This window comes from Roseivivax sediminis (genome assembly GCF_900112685.1).
Taxonomy (GTDB): Bacteria; Pseudomonadota; Alphaproteobacteria; order Rhodobacterales; family Rhodobacteraceae; genus Roseivivax; species Roseivivax sediminis.
The window spans coordinates 1-17,021 of the sequence record NZ_FOMS01000003.1; the positions used below are offsets into that span (position 1 = coordinate 1).

15 protein-coding genes, 1 tRNA gene and 1 pseudogene are annotated in these 17,021 nt (G+C 66.1%); 7 read left to right on the top strand and 10 right to left on the bottom strand.

The window, feature by feature from the left end; translation table 11 throughout:
• Together F3H57_RS23040 and F3H57_RS22095 are read right to left on the bottom strand one after the other, a co-directional pair.
• Nucleotides 1-237: IS1/IS1595 family N-terminal zinc-binding domain-containing protein (locus tag F3H57_RS23040; protein WP_449421241.1), on the bottom strand; the 237-nt coding region annotated here is incomplete at its 3' end.
• 85 nt (nt 238-322) lie between these two features.
• Nucleotides 323-1,087, bottom strand: a pseudogene (locus tag F3H57_RS22095) (YobI family P-loop NTPase); the annotation flags it as partial.
• 680 nt (nt 1,088-1,767) lie between these two features.
• Between F3H57_RS22095 and F3H57_RS05645 the strand changes: the two are divergent.
• Nucleotides 1,768-3,651, top strand: a complete 1,884-nt coding sequence (locus F3H57_RS05645; protein ID WP_188129609.1) for a TniQ family protein — start codon at nt 1,768-1,770, stop codon at nt 3,649-3,651.
• A gap of 92 nt (nt 3,652-3,743) precedes the next feature.
• On the opposite strand, the gene F3H57_RS05650 is transcribed toward F3H57_RS05645, so the two are convergent.
• The gene (locus F3H57_RS05650) at nt 3,744-6,020 is read right to left on the bottom strand and encodes an adenosylcobalamin-dependent ribonucleoside-diphosphate reductase (RefSeq protein ID WP_149754930.1); all 2,277 of its coding nucleotides are present in this window, start codon (nt 6,018-6,020) and stop codon (nt 3,744-3,746) included.
• 92 nt (nt 6,021-6,112) lie between these two features.
• Between F3H57_RS05650 and F3H57_RS05655 the strand changes: the two genes are divergently transcribed.
• The 3 genes from F3H57_RS05655 to F3H57_RS05665 all read left to right on the top strand — a co-directional run bounded on the left by F3H57_RS05655 (nt 6,113) and on the right by F3H57_RS05665 (nt 8,344).
• Nucleotides 6,113-6,544, top strand: coding sequence for a DUF1489 family protein (locus F3H57_RS05655; protein WP_149754931.1), 432 nt, complete (start codon nt 6,113-6,115; stop codon nt 6,542-6,544).
• A gap of 106 nt (nt 6,545-6,650) precedes the next feature.
• On the top strand, nt 6,651-7,505 hold the full coding sequence (yghU, locus tag F3H57_RS05660; RefSeq protein WP_149754932.1) for a glutathione-dependent disulfide-bond oxidoreductase: 855 nt from the start codon (nt 6,651-6,653) through the stop codon (nt 7,503-7,505).
• Nucleotides 7,502-8,344: a class I SAM-dependent methyltransferase gene (locus tag F3H57_RS05665; protein ID WP_149754933.1), complete on the top strand. Its 843-nt coding sequence runs from the start codon at nt 7,502-7,504 to the stop codon at nt 8,342-8,344. The genes yghU and F3H57_RS05665 overlap by 4 nt, the downstream gene beginning before the upstream one ends.
• Before the next feature lie 9 nt (nt 8,345-8,353).
• Here the strand turns inward: F3H57_RS05665 and F3H57_RS05670 are convergent, their stop codons facing one another.
• Together F3H57_RS05670 and choX are read right to left on the bottom strand one after the other, a co-directional pair.
• The gene (locus tag F3H57_RS05670) at nt 8,354-8,635 is read right to left on the bottom strand and encodes an SH3 domain-containing protein (RefSeq protein WP_188129610.1); all 282 of its coding nucleotides are present in this window, start codon (nt 8,633-8,635) and stop codon (nt 8,354-8,356) included.
• Nucleotides 8,636-8,850: 215 nt separating this feature from the next.
• On the bottom strand, nt 8,851-9,777 hold the full coding sequence (choX, locus tag F3H57_RS05675) for a choline ABC transporter substrate-binding protein (protein ID WP_149754935.1): 927 nt from the start codon (nt 9,775-9,777) through the stop codon (nt 8,851-8,853).
• 180 nt (nt 9,778-9,957) lie between these two features.
• Between choX and F3H57_RS05680 the strand changes: the two genes are divergently transcribed.
• A complete protein-coding gene (locus F3H57_RS05680) occupies nt 9,958-11,262 on the top strand; it encodes a P-loop NTPase family protein (RefSeq protein ID WP_149754936.1) in 1,305 nt (434 codons plus the stop codon).
• A 63-nt stretch (nt 11,263-11,325) separates the two neighbouring features.
• On the opposite strand, the gene F3H57_RS05685 is transcribed toward F3H57_RS05680, so the two are convergent.
• Nucleotides 11,326-12,237, bottom strand: a complete 912-nt coding sequence (locus F3H57_RS05685; protein WP_149754937.1) for an OmpA family protein — start codon at nt 12,235-12,237, stop codon at nt 11,326-11,328.
• 198 nt (nt 12,238-12,435) lie between these two features.
• Here F3H57_RS05685 and F3H57_RS05690 point away from each other — a divergent pair.
• Nucleotides 12,436-12,512: transfer RNA gene (locus tag F3H57_RS05690), tRNA-Met, on the top strand.
• 106 nt (nt 12,513-12,618) lie between these two features.
• Here F3H57_RS05690 and F3H57_RS05695 read toward each other — a convergent pair.
• Genes F3H57_RS05695 through F3H57_RS05710 form a run of 4 tightly spaced genes read right to left on the bottom strand, consistent with a single transcriptional unit; the run spans nt 12,619 to nt 16,124 of the window.
• A complete protein-coding gene (locus tag F3H57_RS05695; protein ID WP_149754938.1) occupies nt 12,619-13,371 on the bottom strand; it encodes an iron ABC transporter ATP-binding protein in 753 nt (250 codons plus the stop codon).
• Nucleotides 13,368-14,306, bottom strand: coding sequence for an iron chelate uptake ABC transporter family permease subunit (locus tag F3H57_RS05700; RefSeq protein ID WP_223162978.1), 939 nt, complete (start codon nt 14,304-14,306; stop codon nt 13,368-13,370). Before F3H57_RS05700 ends, F3H57_RS05695 begins: the two co-directional genes overlap by 4 nt.
• Nucleotides 14,299-15,234 (bottom strand): ABC transporter permease, encoded by a 936-nt coding sequence (locus tag F3H57_RS05705; protein WP_149754940.1) that lies wholly within the window; start codon nt 15,232-15,234, stop codon nt 14,299-14,301. The genes F3H57_RS05700 and F3H57_RS05705 overlap by 8 nt, the downstream gene beginning before the upstream one ends.
• On the bottom strand, nt 15,231-16,124 hold the full coding sequence (locus F3H57_RS05710) for a siderophore ABC transporter substrate-binding protein (protein ID WP_149754941.1): 894 nt from the start codon (nt 16,122-16,124) through the stop codon (nt 15,231-15,233). Before F3H57_RS05710 ends, F3H57_RS05705 begins: the two co-directional genes overlap by 4 nt.
• Nucleotides 16,125-16,320: 196 nt before the next feature.
• Between F3H57_RS05710 and F3H57_RS05715 the strand changes: the two genes are divergently transcribed.
• Entirely contained in the window at nt 16,321-16,782 is a 462-nt protein-coding gene (locus F3H57_RS05715) for a hypothetical protein (RefSeq protein ID WP_149754942.1), read from the top strand.
• Nucleotides 16,783-17,021: the final 239 nt, after the last annotated feature.

Consider the following 17,021-nt stretch of genomic DNA (forward strand, 5'->3'; position numbering starts at 1 on the left):
GCAATCATCGCACCGCCAGCGCTGCGCGCCGGTTCGGGTATGCCCCCACCGGCACCGCTTCGACGAGGCGCAGCGCGGACAGCCCCGGCCAGCTTCCTCCCCGCAACGGGCATCGAGAGCGAGCACGGCCTCGACCCTTCGCTGGGAGTCTGTCACGGCTGTGCCCAGCTGCGCCAGCTGCTGCGGCGTCAGGAGCCGAAGCCTTGAGACGAGGTCTGCGAAGGCGGTCTTGTGCATGGGGGTCCTCCAGTAGGCTTGGAGGTGCAATATTGGCCGTTTCCGGCAAAATGAAGGCGCACCAACACGCTATGCGGACACCGCCAACGAGATCGTAACGCGTCGACTGGAAAAAGTAGACTATCTCGTCCAGGTGACGGTTAAGGATCGAGTCCTGGTCGTCCGAAGAGGGTCGTATCTCGATGTCCTTCAACGAAATGCTTTTGAGCGACACACCGAAACTGGCCACGTAGAAGTGATGGATTACGGACCAGAGAAAGATCAGCACGAAAACGGCTACGGAGATATCGATCCAGCTCGTGATATCGAAGGGCTTAAAATATGACCCGTCAAAAATCGCTGCGCGATTATTGAACATATACCAGAGAGCGAGCAGTCCGATTAGAATGTAGAATGAGCGAAAAATCGACCAAAAACTAGGCGATTGGATACGCTTGAAACGCGAGAGCGGCAGCTTGTTTGCGTCTGCGCCATAGAGCAGTTGCTGGAGGATGCTCCGTTCAACCTCCTGTTTGGTCACCGTGCGCCGCTCATCTTCTGCTTCTGGCAAGAAGGCGGCGAGAGATATGTGCAGGGCTTGGCGAGGATAGGACCTGAGAAATGAGCGGATGATGCTGCTCTTGCCAGAGCCATAAGGCCCGGTGAGTGCGATGTTCGATACGTCCGGACTGTCGGTCGCGAACTTCAATGCAGCCGAATACACCCCGCCTTGGTCGGCCTCGTCGGTTGGGGCGAGATCAACGAATTTCTCTGGACCGACAGGCGAAGCAGATTTTAGGCGCAGCGCTTCCGCGATCTTGATGAGCTTATCGGTGGTCCAATGGCCGATTTTTGAAAGGCTGTTATTCATAACGGGCTGTCTACCATGTGCAAAATTTTGTCCTGAGCGCGGGCAGAGATTAGGCGGCTACGCGCGTTAGGTACTGAAGGTCCGCTGTGGCGCCGAATACCTTTATTACCGGCAACTCTCTATTGAGTTTCGAATTAGCCATTTTCCGCGACCGAAGCAAATGTCCAAGTTCTACCCGGTGTAACGAGAGTCTGTGTAAGCTATGAGCCGCTTTCAGTCACTCACCTCTGGGATATCGGAGGCAGTTTTTTTCCCGCGAAACGCTCGTCGGCGCCGTGCGCGGCAAATGTCAGCTCTCCGCCTTCGCGCCGAGAGTCGAGGTCACGCCGCGGCAGCAACCGATGTCGCAGAAGGGCTGGGAGTGGACGCGAGCGAGTGCGAAATCGTGGGACGTGCAGGTGGCGCTCTGGCTTTGCAATGGGCGCATTCGCGCTGAGTTGCCACTTCAGCCTGGCATCGCGGAGCCCAGGTCGCTTTACCTGGCTGCTTCTTCGAGTTGACCGGGCCAGACAGTGTTCCCAACATCATTATTATGAGCATCAGACAACATCGGTTGGCTGGCGGGCACGTGGGCGCGGTTCATGGTGGACGCGCGCCAGCAACTGGTCTCAAGTATCCTTTGCTTGCTCCGACCCAGCGAGACGTATAGCTGTTCGCTAAATGGAGGAACACCTGCGACCTTGAACACCTTGCCGCTCTCCGTCCAGCGCGTGGACCAAGAGCCCGCATTCTCGTTCTTGTCGCGGCTTGCCCACCATAACGGCCTTCCGGCCGCTATCTTCGCGGAAGACCTCGGCATCAAGTTCAGTGAGGTCGTCGCCGGACACGCAGACGCGATCATTCGATTGGCCGCACGTGCAGGGGTCGAACCCGAGGAGATCCTCGGATGGACCCCGAAGCATCTCGGTGATCGCGAGCATGAGTTTCGCGGCGAGATTTTCCACGCCAAGTCGATCAAGGCGACTTCCATCAAGGCCTGTCCGGCATGCCTTCGCCAAGACATTGAGAGCGGTCGCCATATGGGCGCCTTGAGGGCCCAATGGATGCCGAGATATTCGTACATTTGCCATGACCACGGCTTGCCGCTGGTAGCTATTTGGTCCGAACGTACGCCCTCCAGACGCTACGACACATCCCTTCACCTGCCCGAGCTGCGCGATCGAATCTTCGCTGGCGAATTCGATCGTTCGCCCCGCGAACCCAGTTACTTCGACACGTACTTGTACAACCGCCTTCGCAACGGCCGTGGTGAAAATTGGCTCGACAATTTCGATCTGCACGCCGCATGCGTCTTCTGCGACCTGCTCGGCCGCGCGGTGATGAAACTGAACGGACAGACCACAATCCGGCTCGAAGAGACCACGAAATGGATTGTTCCCGCACAGGGCTACGAGGTCGCACTGCATGGTGAAGAGGCGATCGAGCAGCTCTTGTTCGAGCTCGAGAAACGCGCCGAGGCCCCTCAGGCGCGTCCCAAGGGCGTGTACGGCGATATATATGACCGCCTGGCCCATGACCTGACCTCGCCCAGCTATGATCAGTTCAGAGAGATCCTCGCAAGGCGACTTCGAAAAGCATGGCCTCTGGGCCCCGGCGACGAGCTCATGGGCGAGCCTGTACTGGAGCGTCGGCTTCACTCCGTACTCACCGCGTCCCGTGAGACAGCACTTGACCGCCGGAGACTACGGAAGCTCCTCGCGGAGCGCGGATTTGTCCGGCCTTCAGGTGAAGGGCTGACAGACGCATGGGAGCTGTTCGATGCGTACGACGCTCAGTCGTTTCTCTCAGATCTAGACGATCTGGTCTCGGCTAAAGAACTTCGCGATGCACTGCATATCCCACGTCCGCAGTTGGACCTCCTGCGCGAGGATGGTTTCCTGCAGCCCAAGCTCGATCCCGACGATGCCAAGCCCCTCTGGAGCCTAAAGGAGGGGACGAGATTTATTGATGATTTGCTCAAAGGCGCCCGACCGATCCATGTTGCGATGCACGGATGGTCATCAATTCCTCAGGTCTGCAAGTCGCTTTGGATCCGGCCAGGGGAGGTGGTCCGCCTAATTCAAGCCGGAGAGCTCAAGCGGATCGGTAGTTATTCGCAGGCAAACGGCTACGGGTCCATCCTCGTGGACCGGGACGAAGTAGAGCGACACATCTCCCGGGACGAGGCTCCTGGAATGACGATCGAAGCGTTCGCCAAGGCGGTCGGGCTGAAGCCGCCGGAAGCACGACGGCTCATCCTGGACGAGCAGATGCCGTCTACCATCGCGCAAAATCCAAAGCGCAAGGCGAGACAACGTTACATATCCGCACAGGATCATGCCGCGTTCGACTACCGCTTCATCACGTTGCGGGGGCTGGCCCTGGTCCTCGGCGACACCTGGCAATCAACACTCTCACGGCTCGGCGCCGCCGAGGTCCGCCGCTTCACGGGGGATGGGAGGGATTATGGGCCAGTCTTCCTGTGGGAAGACCTAGAGGAGAAGCTGATCTGCAGGTGGCCGTCGGAGCAACGTGTCCGCGAAATCCGCGCATCAATGCACAGCGGACAGCCCCACGACCACTGAAGGTTCGCACACCTACAGTATTGACAGCCAATTCGCACGCTTTTGGTCAGAACTCGCACTCTTTTGGTTTGCTGAGTGTGCAGCGCCCCCAATCACCCTGAGCACTTCGAATGGCCGCAGGCGGCGCAGGTCAGGCAGCCCTCGACCATGCGCAGCTCGTACTGGCCGCAGGCCGGGCAGGCTTTCCGGCGCGGAGCGGCAGTGCGGGCGGTCTCCGCCTGGGGGTCGGTCTTGAGACCCATGCCCTCGGCCTCAAGGAAGCCGGTAGCGACGAGATGCTGCTCGATCACGCCGCCAATCGCGGCAAGGATCGAGGGAATGTACTTGCCCTTCACCCACGCGCCGCCGCGCGGGTCGAAGACGGCTTTCAGCTCCTCGACCACGAAGCTCACGTCGCCGCCGCGCCGGAACACCGCGGAGATCATCCGCGTCAGCGCCACCGTCCATGCGAAATGCTCCATGTTCTTGGAATTGATGAAGACCTCGAAGGGCCGGCGCCGGCCCCCGACGACGATGTCGTTGATCGTGAGGTAGATCGCATGCTCGCTGTCGGGCCACTTGAGCTTGTAGGTGTTGCCTTCGAGCGTCTGCGGCCGGTCGAGCGGTTCGGACATGTAGACGATCTCCGCGCCGCCCTCGGCCTCCTTTACCAGCACCGGAGTCTCTGCCCGATCCTCCGACGCGGTCAGTACAGATCCCGTCACCTCGTTGGGCCGGTAGGTCGTGCAGCCCTTGCAGCCCGACTCGTAGGCTTGCAGGTAGACGTCCTTGAACGCCTCGAACGAGATGTCCTCGGGCACGTTGATGGTCTTGGAGATCGACGAGTCGATCCATTTCTGCGCCGCCGCCTGCATGCGCACATGGTCCTCGGGCGCCAGCGTCTGCGCGTTCACGAAATGGTCGGGCAGATCCGCGTCGCCATGCGTCTCGCGCCAGAGCTGGACGGCGTAGTCGACGACCTCTTCCTCGGTGCGGGTGCCGTCGTTCTGCAGCACCTTGCGCGTGTAGGCATAGGCGAACACGGGTTCGATCCCCGACGACACGTTGCCGGCGTAGAGGGAAATCGTCCCGGTCGGCGCGATCGAGGTCAGCAGAGCGTTGCGGATGCCGTGGCTGCGGATCGCCGCCTGCACATCCTCGTCCATTGCCCGCACGGTCTCCGAGGCGAGGTAGCCCTCGGCGTCGAAAAGAGGGAAGGGGCCCTTTTCCCGTGCCAGCTCGGCGCTGGCGAGATAGGCGGCGCGGGCGATGCGTTTCAGCCACTCCTCGGTCTGCGCGGCGGCCTCGGGGCTGCCGTAGCGCAGGCCGACCATCAGAAGCGCGTCGGCCAGGCCGGTGACGCCGAGGCCGATGCGGCGCTTGGCTTCGGCCTCGCGGGCCTGCGCCTCGAGCGGGAAGCGCGAGGCGTCGACGACGTTGTCCATCATGCGGATCGCGGTGCGCACCAGCTCGTCGAGCGCCGTGTCGTCGAGGGCGGCGCCCTCGGTGAACGGCTCCGTCACCAGCCGGGCGAGGTTGACAGAGCCCAGAAGGCAGGCGCCGTAAGGGGGCAGGGGCTGCTCTCCGCAGGGATTGGTGGCGCTGATCGTCTCGCAATAATGCAGGTTGTTGGCCTGGTTGATGCGGTCGATGAAGATCACGCCCGGCTCGGCGTAGTCGTAGGTGGCGCGCATGATGCGGTTCCACAACTCGCGCGCGGGCAGGGTGCGGTAGACCTTGCCGCCAAAGGTCAGATCCCAGGGCGCGTCCGACTTCACGGCTTCCATGAAGGCGTCGGTGACGAGCACCGAGAGGTTGAACATGCGCAGGCGCGCGCTGTCGGCCTTGGCGCCGATGAAATCCTCGATGTCGGGATGATCGCAGCGCATCGTCGCCATCATCGCCCCGCGGCGCGATCCGGCGGACATGATCGTGCGGCACATCGAATCCCAGACGTCCATGAAGGACAGCGGGCCGGAGGCGTCGGCCGCAACGCCTGCGACCGCCGCGCCCCTGGGCCGGATGGTTGAGAAGTCGTAGCCGATCCCGCCACCCTGCTGCATTGTCAGCGCGGCCTCTTTCAGCATGTCGAAGATGCCGGCCATCGTGTCGGGGATCGTGCCCATCACGAAGCAGTTGAAGAGCGTCACCGACCGGTCGGTGCCCGCGCCGGCGACGATGCGGCCCGCGGGCAGGAACTTGAAGTCCTCCAGCGCGCGGTAGAAGCGATCCTCCCAGGCGGCCGGGTCGGCCTCCCGCTTCGCCAGGGCGCGGGCGATGCGGCGCCAGGTGTCCTCCGCGGAGCCGTCGACGGGTGTGCCGTCCGCCTCTTTAAGGCGGTACTTCATGTCCCAGATCTGTTCGGCGATGGGGGCGGCGAAACGGGTCATGGCGGGCGGTTCCTTGTGCGGCGCGGCGTCCACTAGGGTTTGAAGTGCCGGTATGAAAGGATACAATATAAAGCGTGGTGAGTGGAGATTCCATGTCAAAGGTCGTGCACCTGATAAAGCTGAGCGCGGGCACCGAGGCGGTGGAGCAGCTTCAGCGCTGGCAGGCCTCGGCGCGCGCGCAGGGGCCGGACGGCTATCCGCGGCACGTCACCCGGATGTGGCCCAAGCGCGAGGCCGAAGTGCTGGCAGGCGGGTCGATCTACTGGGTGATCAAGGGCCTGATCCAGTGCCGTCAGCGGATCCTGCGCCTCGACGAGGTGACGGGCGGCGACGGCATCCGCCGCTGCGCCATCGTGCTCGAGCCCGAGATCGTGCGCGTCGCGCCCGCCCCGCGCCGCCCGTTCCAGGGCTGGCGATACCTTGCCGAAGACGATGCGCCGGGCGATCTTCGCCCTGGACGCGAAACCGACGATACGCTCCCGCCGGAGCTTGCCGGCGCGCTGGCCGAGATCGGGGTGATCTGATCAGGCGCTGCGCGTGGCCGCACGGCCCTCCTGCGCGCTCGCCACTGGCACTCGCTGCGCCAGCCGCTAGGTTCGGCCCGAACGCAACCGAACCGGAGCCCTCGTCATGAGCTATACGCCCCCCGAAGTCTGGACCTGGGACGCCGAGAGCGGCGGCAAGTGGGCCAGCCTCAACCGGCCCATCGCCGGGCCGACGCACGACAAGGACCTGCCGACCGGCCAGCATCCCTACCAGCTCTATTCCCTCGCCACGCCCAACGGCGTGAAGGTGACGGTGCTCTTCGAGGAGCTGCTCGCCGCCGGGCACACGGGCGCCGAATACGACGCCTGGCTGATCCGCATCCAAGACGGCGACCAGTTCGGCTCGGGCTTCGTCAAGGTGAACCCCAATTCCAAGATCCCCGCGCTGGTCGACCGGACGGGAGGCGTGCCGGTGCGCGTCTTTGAATCCGGCGCGATCCTGCTGCACCTGGCGGAGACCTTCCGCGCTTTCCTCGGCGTGCCCGAGAAGCGGCCCGAGATGCTGTCCTGGCTGTTCTGGCAGATGGGCTCCGCGCCCTATCTCGGCGGTGGCTTCGGGCATTTCTACGCCTATGCGCCAGAGCCGATGGAATACCCGATCAACCGCTTCGCGATGGAGGTGAAGCGCCAGCTCGACGTGCTGAACCGCAACCTGGCGGAACGGCGCTACCTCACCGGCGACGACTACACCATCGCCGACATGGCGAACTGGGCGTGGTACGGGCAGCTCGCGCTCGGGCGGCTCTACGACGCCGGCACGTTCCTGCAAGTGGAGAGCTACGAGCACGTCCAACGTTGGGCGAAAGAGATCGCAGAGCGCCCGGCGGTGCAGCGCGGCCGCATGGTCAACCGCACCTTCGGCGAGCCCGAAACGCAGCTGCACGAACGCCATGATGCCGGGGATTTCGAGACCAAGACCCAGGACAAGGTCGGTCAATGACCGCGCCCAACGCCGCGCAGGCAGACGCATGGGGCGGCGACATGGGAAAGCGCTGGGTGCGCCGCGACGCCGACCTCGACCGGCAGATGGAAGAGGTGTCGGACGCGGTTCTGTCCCGCGCCGGGCTACAGCCGGGCGAGCGCGTGCTAGACATCGGTTGCGGCTCGGGCGCGCTGTCCCGCCGTGCGGCCGAGGCGGTCGGCTCCGGGGGCCGGGTCACGGGACTCGACCTCTCGGACCTTCTGCTGGCGCTGGCCCGCGAGCGGGCACCGGCCAACATGGAGGTACTGCACGGCGACGGGCAGGTCTTCGACTTCGGCGGCGCCCGCTACGATGCCGCGATCTCGCGATTCGGGGTGATGTTCTTCGACGATCCGGTCGCGGCCTTCGCCAACATCGGCGGCGCGCTGGCGCCCGGCGGGCGGCTCGCGATGGCCTGCTGGGCGTCGGCCGAGGCCAATCCCTGGTTCCGCGATCCCAAGGCGGCGGCGGAGGCGCGTCTCGGCCGGACGCCCCCCGCCGATCCCGACGCGCCGGGCCCGCTCGCCTTCCGCGATGCGGACCGGGTGTTCGGCATCCTCTCGGCGGCGGGCTTTTCCGAGCGGGAGGTCGAGACGATCGACCTCATGCTACACCAGCCCGACGGGTGGCCGGCGATGGAACGGATGCTGCCGGAAATCGGCCCGATACCCGGCGTGATGCGCGAGTATGACGGCACGCAGGATGACCTTCGCGCCATACTCGGCAGTCTGCGCGAGACGTGGGCGAGGTATCTCGGACCTGAGGGTCTGCGGATGCCAGCACGGGTTCACATCTATCGGGCGGTCGCGCAGGCGTGAACCGGCGAGTCAGGGGATGCGGTTGCCGAGCCAGTTGCCGTGGGCCCAGCCGAGCCGGTTGTCCGGCCCGAAGCTGATCCCGAACCACGGACCGCTCGAAGCATAGGTCCCCACCCGGTCGCCGTTGTGGATCCTGCCGATCATCGGGTAATTCGATCCGGGCCCCGTCCGCACCGCAAGGAAGCCGTCGCCGTTCGGGTCGAGCCCCATCACGGTGGCGGCACCGAAACAGGCGGCCTGACTGTCCGGCGGGCAATAGGTCGAGAAGGGCACGTCGAGGGGCTGGGCCACGGCCGGTGCCGCGAAAAGGGCGACAGAAAGCGCCGTTACGGCGCCCGCTCTCGGAAAGGCAAGAATTGGATGCATCGGAAATTCCTAGGCTTCTGAAAAACGTGCGCGCAGTCTAGCCCGACCTGGCGTTTGGGCGAAGCGCAAAACGCGCAACCGCCTGCCAGCGCCTTTTGGGTGCGGCCCGGTGCCATGCGGCACCGGACCGCGACCACGCGTTATTCCAGCGCGCCCATCACCGCCTCGGCGGCGTCGCCACCGTCGGCCGTCGTTACGCCGTCGAGCCAGTCCTCGACGATGCCGACGTTCGCCGACAGCCACTCGCGCGCGGCGTCCTCCGGATCGGCGCCGTCGTCCAGGATCGCACCCATTATCTCGTTTTCCATCTCGAGCGTGAAGGCCAGGTTCTCCAGCAGCGCCTGCACGTTCGGGCAGTCCTCGGCGAACCCGGCGCGGGTGTTGGTGTGCACCGTCGCGCCGCCGAGATTCGGGCCGAAATAGTCGTCGCCGCCCTCGAGGTAGGTGAGGTCGAAATTGGCGTTCATCGGGTGCGGCTCCCAGCCGAGGAACACGATGGGCTCGTCGCGGTCGGAGGCGCGGCCCACCTGTGCCAGCATCCCCTGTTCGGAGCTTTCGCGGATGTCGAAGTCGCCGAGACCGAAGGCGTCCTCCTCGATCATCGACAGGATCAGGCGGTTGCCGTCGTTGCCCGGCTCGATGCCGTAGATTGTCTGGTCGAGCGCGTCTCCATGTTCCGCGATCGCCTCGAAGCTGTCGATGCCGAGCTCGGCACCGGCCGCGTTGGTTGCGAGCGTGTACTTCGCGCCTTCGAGGTTGGTGCGCACCGTCACCACGCTGCCGTCCTCGCGGTAGGGCGCGATGTCGTTCTCCATCGTCGGCATCCAGTTGCCGAGGAACACGTCCACGTCTCCGTCGGCCATCGCGGTATAGGTCACCGGCACGGACAGCACGCGCGTCTCGGTGTCGTAGCCGAGCGCCTCGAGCACGAGGCTCGTCGCGGCCGTGGTCGCGGTGATGTCGGTCCAGCCGACATCGGCGAAGGTCACTTCCTCGCAGGTCTCCTGCGCCGCGGCACCGCCCGCCACGAGCGCGAGCGCCAGGCCCGCCGTCAGTTGCGTCTTCATCGTCGTCTCCCGATTTGTGTATCTCAGGCGGGCATCATGGCTCTTGCCGGCCCGGAATCAACCGCCCGTGCGCCTTCGGCCTGACCGCATTTTTTCAAGGCCGGGCCGCGCTCGTGCCACAAAGCCGCGGTTGTCTGCGCCGAACGCCCCGCGCCAGACCACGAAGGACCCTGCCCGCCCATGAACATGCAGACCAACGTCCTCGCCCCGCCGCCGCCGAAACGGCTGGACGAGATGCAACTGCCGCTGGTGATGATGCGGGACATCGTGCTCAAGACGATGTTCCGCAAGAACACCGGCACGGTGAGCGAACTGGCCACCGCGATCTGCCTGCCCGTGCCGATCGCGCAGGAGCTTGTCGACCTCGCCCGATCGCAGCTCCTGCTGGAGGCGATGGGTACGATGAGCGCCGGCGCCGGCGGCGAGATGGGCTACCAGCTGACCGAGAGCGGCCGGGCCCGCGCCGGCGACGCGCTGTCGCAGTCGGAATATTACGGCGCGATGCCGGTACCGCTGGCAGTCTACCGCGAACAGGTGGAGCGGCAGTCGATCCGAAATCTCCAGATCACCCGCGACCAGCTGACCGAGGCGATGGGCCACCTGATCCTGCCGCCCACGCTCCTAGGCGATCTCGGCCCGGCGGTCAGCGCCGGCCGGTCGATCCTGATGTACGGGCCCCCCGGCAACGGCAAGTCGTCGATCTCCGGCGGTATCCGCGACGCGATGGGCGACAAGATCTACGTGCCGCGCGCGCTGGAATATGCCGGCCAGGTCATCACCGTCTACGACCCGATCGTGCATACCGCCGCAGAGGAGCAGCAGGAGGATTCCACGCAGCTGCGCCGCCGCATCCGCTTCGACACGCGCTACGTGCTGTGCCAGCGCCCGACGGTGATCACCGGGGGCGAATTGTCGCTCGACATGCTCGATCTTGTCTACAACCCGACCGCGCGGACCTACCAGGCGCCGCTGCAACTGAAGTCCACGGGCGGCATCTTCATCGTCGACGACCTCGGCCGCCAGGCCGAGCCGCCGCAGAAGCTGGTGAACCGCTGGATCGTGCCGCTGGAGGAGTCCAAGGACATCCTCGCCCTCCAATCGGGCGAGAAGTTCGAGGTGCCCTTCGACACGCTGGTGATCTTCTCCACCAATTTCCACCCCAACGAGATCTTCGACCAGGCGGCGCTGCGGCGGATCTTCTTCAAGATCAAGATCGACGGCCCGGATCAGGAGAACTTCCTGAAGATCTTCGCGCTGGTGGCGCGCAAGAAGAAGATGCAGCTCTGCGAGAAGAGCCTCGTGCATCTGCTGAAGTCGAAATACCCGCAGATCGACAACGTCTATGCGAACTACCAGCCGGTGTTCCTGATCGACCAGATGCTCGCGGTGTGCGACTTCGAGGGCTTGCCCTACAAGATGACGCCCGAACTCATCGACCGTGCCTGGTCGAACATGTTCGTCAGGGACGAGGTGATCGTGAGGTAATGCCGAGACGCGTGGAGGCGGGGCCGGCGTGCCGCCATGCCGCCATGCCGCCCGTTGCCGACTTCAGCGGGTCGGCACGGCGATCAGCTCGACCCGGCGGTTCTGGCGGCGCCCCGCCTCTGTGTCGTTGCCGGCCGTCGGCTGCGATTCTCCGGCGCCCGAGGTGGTGAGCGTCACGTCCTGTAGTTCGGGCCGCGTGGACAGCCAGTCGCGCACCGCCTGCGCGCGGTCGAGCGACAGCTGGCGATTGTAGTCGTCCGCACCGCGCGAATCCGTGTGCCCGACCACCCGGACCTCGGACAGCGCGCGGATGCCGATGGCCTCCGCCGTGGCATTGAGTGCTTCGCGGGCGCTGTCCCGCAGGGACGCGCTGTCGAACTCGAACAACACCTCGCCCGACAGTACGAATCGTTCGGCGGTGCCGATGGCCGCGACGGCGTCGATATCGGCGCCCGGCCACCGGCCGCTGCACTCTTCTCCGTCGTCGGTCAGCCGGACATGGCTGAAACTGGCGCCCTGCGCGACGTACGGCGCGATGTCGACATCGGCCCGCCCGCCCGAGATGTCGCCGATGTCGGTCCAGGTCTCCCCATCGGCGGAGATCGCCAGGAACGTCGGTTCGACATCCGGCCCGACCTCGAAGACGTAAAGGTCCGTGCCCTCGATATCGATGAGCGCGTTGTCCTCGAACCGGAGCACCACGGAGCCGCCGCAGCCGAGCGTGAGCTCGCGCTCCGGCGTGTCGAGGCTTTCCCAGTCCGGCGGCCCGATCGCCGCGCGGGGGTCGCGCGACGGCTCGATCGGGGCGGGATTGCCCATCTCGTAGCGCAGTGCGGAATCGGCGAACGACAGATCGCCCATCGGCAAGGTGACGGTGCCGTCGCTGCCGTCGGCGTAGGTCTTGGCGGATTGGGCGATTGCCGGCCCGCATAGTGCGCCGACAATGAACGCGATAATGGCGGGTCGAATATGCATGGCTACCTCCCACGGCCAGACTGACACAGCGCAGGCCGGGGACGCAAAGGGCGACGAAAAGTCGTCGTCGGACAGCCGAAACGGTGCGGGTTGCGTGCGTCGGAAGGGCATCCGAAGGTGATCGGCCCGGCCGGTTCTGGGCGATGAAATTTCGGCTTGACCCCTTCGAGAGCCTGCCATACTCAGCGCCACGCTCTTGGCGGAGTAGCTCAGTTGGTTAGAGCAGAGGAATCATAATCCTTGTGTCGGGGGTTCAAGTCCCTCCTCCGCTACCACTCTTCCTCTCGTGGGATCTGAGAGAAGAGGGGAGCAGAACTCCAGCGAGCCTGTCCATCAAAGTTACACTGTTGCCGGGCCATGACGGGGCCGGTTCGGCGCGGGTCAGACCGTCAGGACGACGCGCTTGCCCGCGATGTCGTGCACCTCGAGCGGCGTGTCGTAGAGCGCGCTGAGGATCTCCGGGGTGACGACTTCTTCGGGCGGGCCGCTGGCGAAGACGCGACCCGATTTGAGCGCGACGATGTGGTCCGCGTGACGCGCGGCGACGGTCAGGTCGTGCAACACCACGGCCACAGCCGCGCCGGTTTCGGCCCGTGCCCGCGCCACGGCCATCACCCGCCGGACGTGCGACAGGTCGAGGTTGTTGAGCGGCTCGTCCAGCAACAGTGCATCCGGTGTCTGCGCAAGCGTCATCGCGATCAGCGCCCGCTGTCGCTGCCCGCCGGAGACGGTGTCGAGGTAGCGCCCAGCAAGGTCGGTCAGGTCGAGGTCCGCAAGGCAGTCGCGCACGATATCGTGGTCCTGCGCGGTCAGCCGGCCGCCGGAATGCGGGTAGCGGCCGAACCCGACGAGGTCGGCGACGCTCAGTCGCGGGGCGATCACGGCGTTCTGCCGCAGGATAGCGAGCCGCCGCGCAAGGTCGGGCGAGGGGATGCGCCCGATCTCCGTGCCGTCGACCCGGATCGCCCCCGCCGCGGGCGGCACGAGTCGGCCGAGCGCGGCGAGGAGCGTCGACTTGCCGGCGCCGTTCGGACCGACAAGGGCAGTGAGCCGGCCGCGCTCCACGGTCAGGTCGATGTCGTGGACGACTTGCGCGCCGCCAAGGCTGACGCAGAGGGATTGGGTCTCGATCATCTGGCGGCTCCCTTCAGGACGAGGGCGAGGAAGACGAGGCCGCCCAGACCCTCGATCACAACGGCGACAGAGGTCTCCAGCGCCAGCACGCGCTCGAAGATCGTCTGGCTGCCGACGAGGACCGTGGCCGAGATCAGCGCCGCCAGCGGCAAGAGCACCGCGTGGCGCCACGTTCCGGCCGCCGCGTGGGCGAGGGCGGAGACGAGCAGGCCGAAGAACACCACGGGTCCCACGAGCGCCGTCGAGACCGACACAAGCACGGCGACGAGCGCCATCGCGCGCCGCGCCTCGCGATCATGGTCGACGCCGAGGCCGATGGCCGTCTCGCGCCCCAGCGCGATCACGTCGAGCCGGGCGCTGCGCCGCGCAAGGAGCGCGACGCAGACTGTCGTCGTCGCCGCGGCGATCCACAGAAGGTCCGTGTTCACGGCATTGAACCGGGCGAAGCTCGCCGCCTGGACCACGGCGAATTCCGACGGGTCGATGAGCCGGTTGAGCAGGCTCGACAGGCTGCGGAAGAGGATGCCGAAGACGATCCCGGTCAGCACCAGCCGCCCCAGGTCGTCGCTGCGCCGCAGGAGCGCGGCGAACAGCGCCAGCGCGGCGCCGAGCATCAGCGCCGTCTCGATCCCGAATTGCAGGCGCTGGCCGAGCGCAGCGAAGCCGACGCCGCCCAGGGTGAAGACGAGAGCCGTCTGGATCAGAAGGTAGAGTGCGTCGAACCCCATGATCGACGGGGTGAGGATGCGGTTACCGGTCACCGTCTGGAACACGATCGTCGACCACGCGACGGAGGTCGCGACCACCAGCAGCGCGGCCAGTTTCTGCCCCCGGAAGGCGAGGACGAACCCCCAGTCGCCCCGCGCGCCCAGCGTCAGGAACAGGCCGCAGGCGAGCGCGCAGGCTAGGCCGGCAAGGACGAGCGGCTTAGCCACGGGCGGGCCGCGCATGCAGAAGCCACAGGAAGACCGCCGCGCCCAGAACGCCGAGGATCGTGCCCACCGGCACCTCGAACGGGTAGCGCAGCACGCGGCCGAGGATGTCGCAGGCCAGCACCAGCCCGGCGCCCGACAGCGCCACGAGCGGCAGCGTCGCGGCGAGGTTGTCGCCGCGCATCCGGCTGACGATGTTGGGCACGACGAGCCCGACGAAGGGCACGAGCCCCACCGTCACCACCGTCACAGCCGTCACGATAGACACGATGGCAAGGCCGAGCGCCATGATGCGCCGGTAATCGAGGCCGAGCCCGGTGCTCGCCTCTTCGCCCATCCCGGCGATGGTGAAGCGCCGCGCATAGGCGAAGGCAAGGGCGGTGAGCGCGCCGGAGATCCAGAGAAATTCGTAACGGCCGAGCATGACACCGGAAAATTCGCCGTTCATCCAGATGTCGATGTACTGCATCAGGTCGCGCTCGAAGGCGAGAAATGTGGTCGCCGCGCCGAGGATGCCGCCGTAGACGATGCCGGTCAGCGGCACCAGGAGCGGCGCCTCGGGCGGCAGGCGGCGGACGAGCGCCAGGAATCCCGCGGTCCCGATCAGCGCCGCAGCCGTCGCCCCGGCCATCTTCAGCCAGAGCGCCGCCGCCGGGGCGAGCAAGGTGATCGCGACGAGGCCGAGCCCCGCCGCCTGACCGGTGCCGGCGGTCGCCGGCTCGACGAAGCGGTTGCGGGCGAGCATCTGCATGATGACACCCGCCACCGCGAGCCCCGCGCCGGTCAGCAGCGCCGCGGCGGTGCGCGGCGCCCGGCTGATCGCGACCAGCCACAGCCCCTCGGCATCCGCCGACAGCGTGCCGACCCCGACAGCGAGGCTGACGAGCGACAGGGCCAGAAGCCCGCAAAGTGCCGCGGGCGTGGACGTCAAGATTTGCCGCCCGCCAGCGCATCCTCCAGTATGCCGAGCGTGTCGAGCGTCGCCTGCGCGCCGCCGCCTGCAATGTAGACGCGCGCGGCGTCGAGATAGACGATCCGGTCGTTCTGCCAGGCGGCGGTCTCGCGCACGAGCGGGTTGTCGAGCGTGGACCTGGCGCTCTGGCTCTCGGCGCCGATGGCGGCGCCGCGGTCGATGACGATCAGCCAGTCGGGGTTCACCTCGCGGATGAACTCGAAGGACACCGCTTCGCCGTGGGTCGAGGCATCGAGCCCCTCCGCCGCCTCGGGCAGGCCGCTGGCCGCATGGAGCCAGCCGAACCGCGAGCCTGCGCCGTAGGCCGAGACCTTCGGCCCGTTCGTCAGCACGATCAGCGCGTCGCCCTGGCCTTCGGCCGCGGCCTGGACGTTGGCTATCGCGTCGTCGATCTGGGCAAGGAGCGCCTCGGCGGCGTCCGCGCGGTCATAGAGCGCACCGTATGAGGTGATGCGGTCACGCGCCTGGCCGAGGATATCCTCGCCCCAGATCGTCATGTCGATCGCGGGCGCGAGCCGGGACACAGGCTCCACCTGTTCCGCAGAGCGTCCGCCGAGGATGACGAGATCGGGCTGCATGGCGTTCAGCGCCTCGAAATCGGGCTCGAAGAGCGTCCCGGCCTCGCCCTCATAGTCCGACAGATAGTCGAGATACGTGTTCCCGATGGAGGCCAGCCCCGGCACCTCGAGCGCGTCCAGCGTGTCGAGCGCGGCCATGTCGAAGACGACCGTGCTGGCCGGATTGGCCGGCACTTCGGCCGTACCGGTCGCGGTCTCGATCCGGGTAGTCTCGGACCAGGCGGGCGCGGCGGCGATCGCGGCGCTCAGGGCAAGGGCGATTAGGCGCATATGGGGCTCCTTGACGGTTCGGACAATTCCCGACTTTTCCGATAAGGTACGTGGCGCAGAGGGTCCAGAGGTCTTTCCCTGACAGATCCGAGAACGCCCCTTGTGTCACGCACAAAAGTTTATAAAAATACTCGGAAATGTTCCCCGCCAGGACCCCCGAGCCCCGGAACACTGACCGCCTGAAGGGGAGACCGGCATGTCACATCTGCATTACAGCGAGCGCGGCACGCCGCTTTCGTCGCTTGGTTATTCGCGGCCGGAACAGGATGCGCTGCGGGTCGCACGCCACTTTTTCCACGCCTTCTGCGAGCCGGGCAAACAGGGGTGGATTTCCGCCTTCGGTCATGCGCTGCGCGTGCGCGGTCCCGAGGACGGTCCGCACCTCGCTCTGGCCACGCTGAACGCGATCCAGTCGATCCGGCGCATCCGGCCTTCGCCGTTCCGGTTCAACTGCCCGACCTGCCGGGAATGCTCGCTTTACCTCTCGGGCAACGAACGCAGCTACATGAACGCGCTGAGGGCGGCCATGCGCGGCGACCAGGTCGCGCTTGGCAAACACCTTTGGCTGCTGTGCGAAGGCAACGATCCTGGTGCCGCCGAGGCGGCCTTTCGGACGCTTGCCGAGCTCGTCGAGAGCCCGGCGCCGGTGGCCGGCTGAGCCGGTCCGGGCCGCCGGGCAGGGGCAGGCCGCTTCGTCACCGCTCCGACAGGCCTTCGCAGCCTGGCCGGGGCCGGTCTGCCTCCATCGTTTTGGAGCCCCGATACCCGCGACCAATCCGCCAGCGGCTGCGGCTCGCCGCGAGCGCTTTGGGACGGATGTTCGTCCTGCACGCTTCCGGGCGCGGGGGCTGTCAGCCCGATATTCACGGGAGCGCAAGCGGTGCGGCCCGGCGCCAT

Bases quoted from the DNA above. Each gene is read 5' to 3' on its own strand.
- F3H57_RS05650 (WP_149754930.1), bottom strand. From the start codon at position 6,020: ATGACCCGTTTCGCCGCCCCCATCGCCGAACAGATCTGGGACATGAAG.
- F3H57_RS05655 (WP_149754931.1), top strand. From the start codon at position 6,113: ATGTCAAAGGTCGTGCACCTGATAAAGCTGAGCGCGGGCACCGAGGCG.
- yghU (WP_149754932.1), top strand. From the start codon at position 6,651: ATGAGCTATACGCCCCCCGAAGTCTGGACCTGGGACGCCGAGAGCGGC.
- F3H57_RS05665 (WP_149754933.1), top strand. From the start codon at position 7,502: ATGACCGCGCCCAACGCCGCGCAGGCAGACGCATGGGGCGGCGACATG.
- choX (WP_149754935.1), bottom strand. From the start codon at position 9,777: ATGAAGACGCAACTGACGGCGGGCCTGGCGCTCGCGCTCGTGGCGGGC.
- F3H57_RS05680 (WP_149754936.1), top strand. From the start codon at position 9,958: ATGAACATGCAGACCAACGTCCTCGCCCCGCCGCCGCCGAAACGGCTG.
- F3H57_RS05685 (WP_149754937.1), bottom strand. From the start codon at position 12,237: ATGCATATTCGACCCGCCATTATCGCGTTCATTGTCGGCGCACTATGC.
- F3H57_RS05695 (WP_149754938.1), bottom strand. From the start codon at position 13,371: ATGATCGAGACCCAATCCCTCTGCGTCAGCCTTGGCGGCGCGCAAGTC.
- F3H57_RS05710 (WP_149754941.1), bottom strand. From the start codon at position 16,124: ATGCGCCTAATCGCCCTTGCCCTGAGCGCCGCGATCGCCGCCGCGCCC.
- F3H57_RS05715 (WP_149754942.1), top strand. From the start codon at position 16,321: ATGTCACATCTGCATTACAGCGAGCGCGGCACGCCGCTTTCGTCGCTT.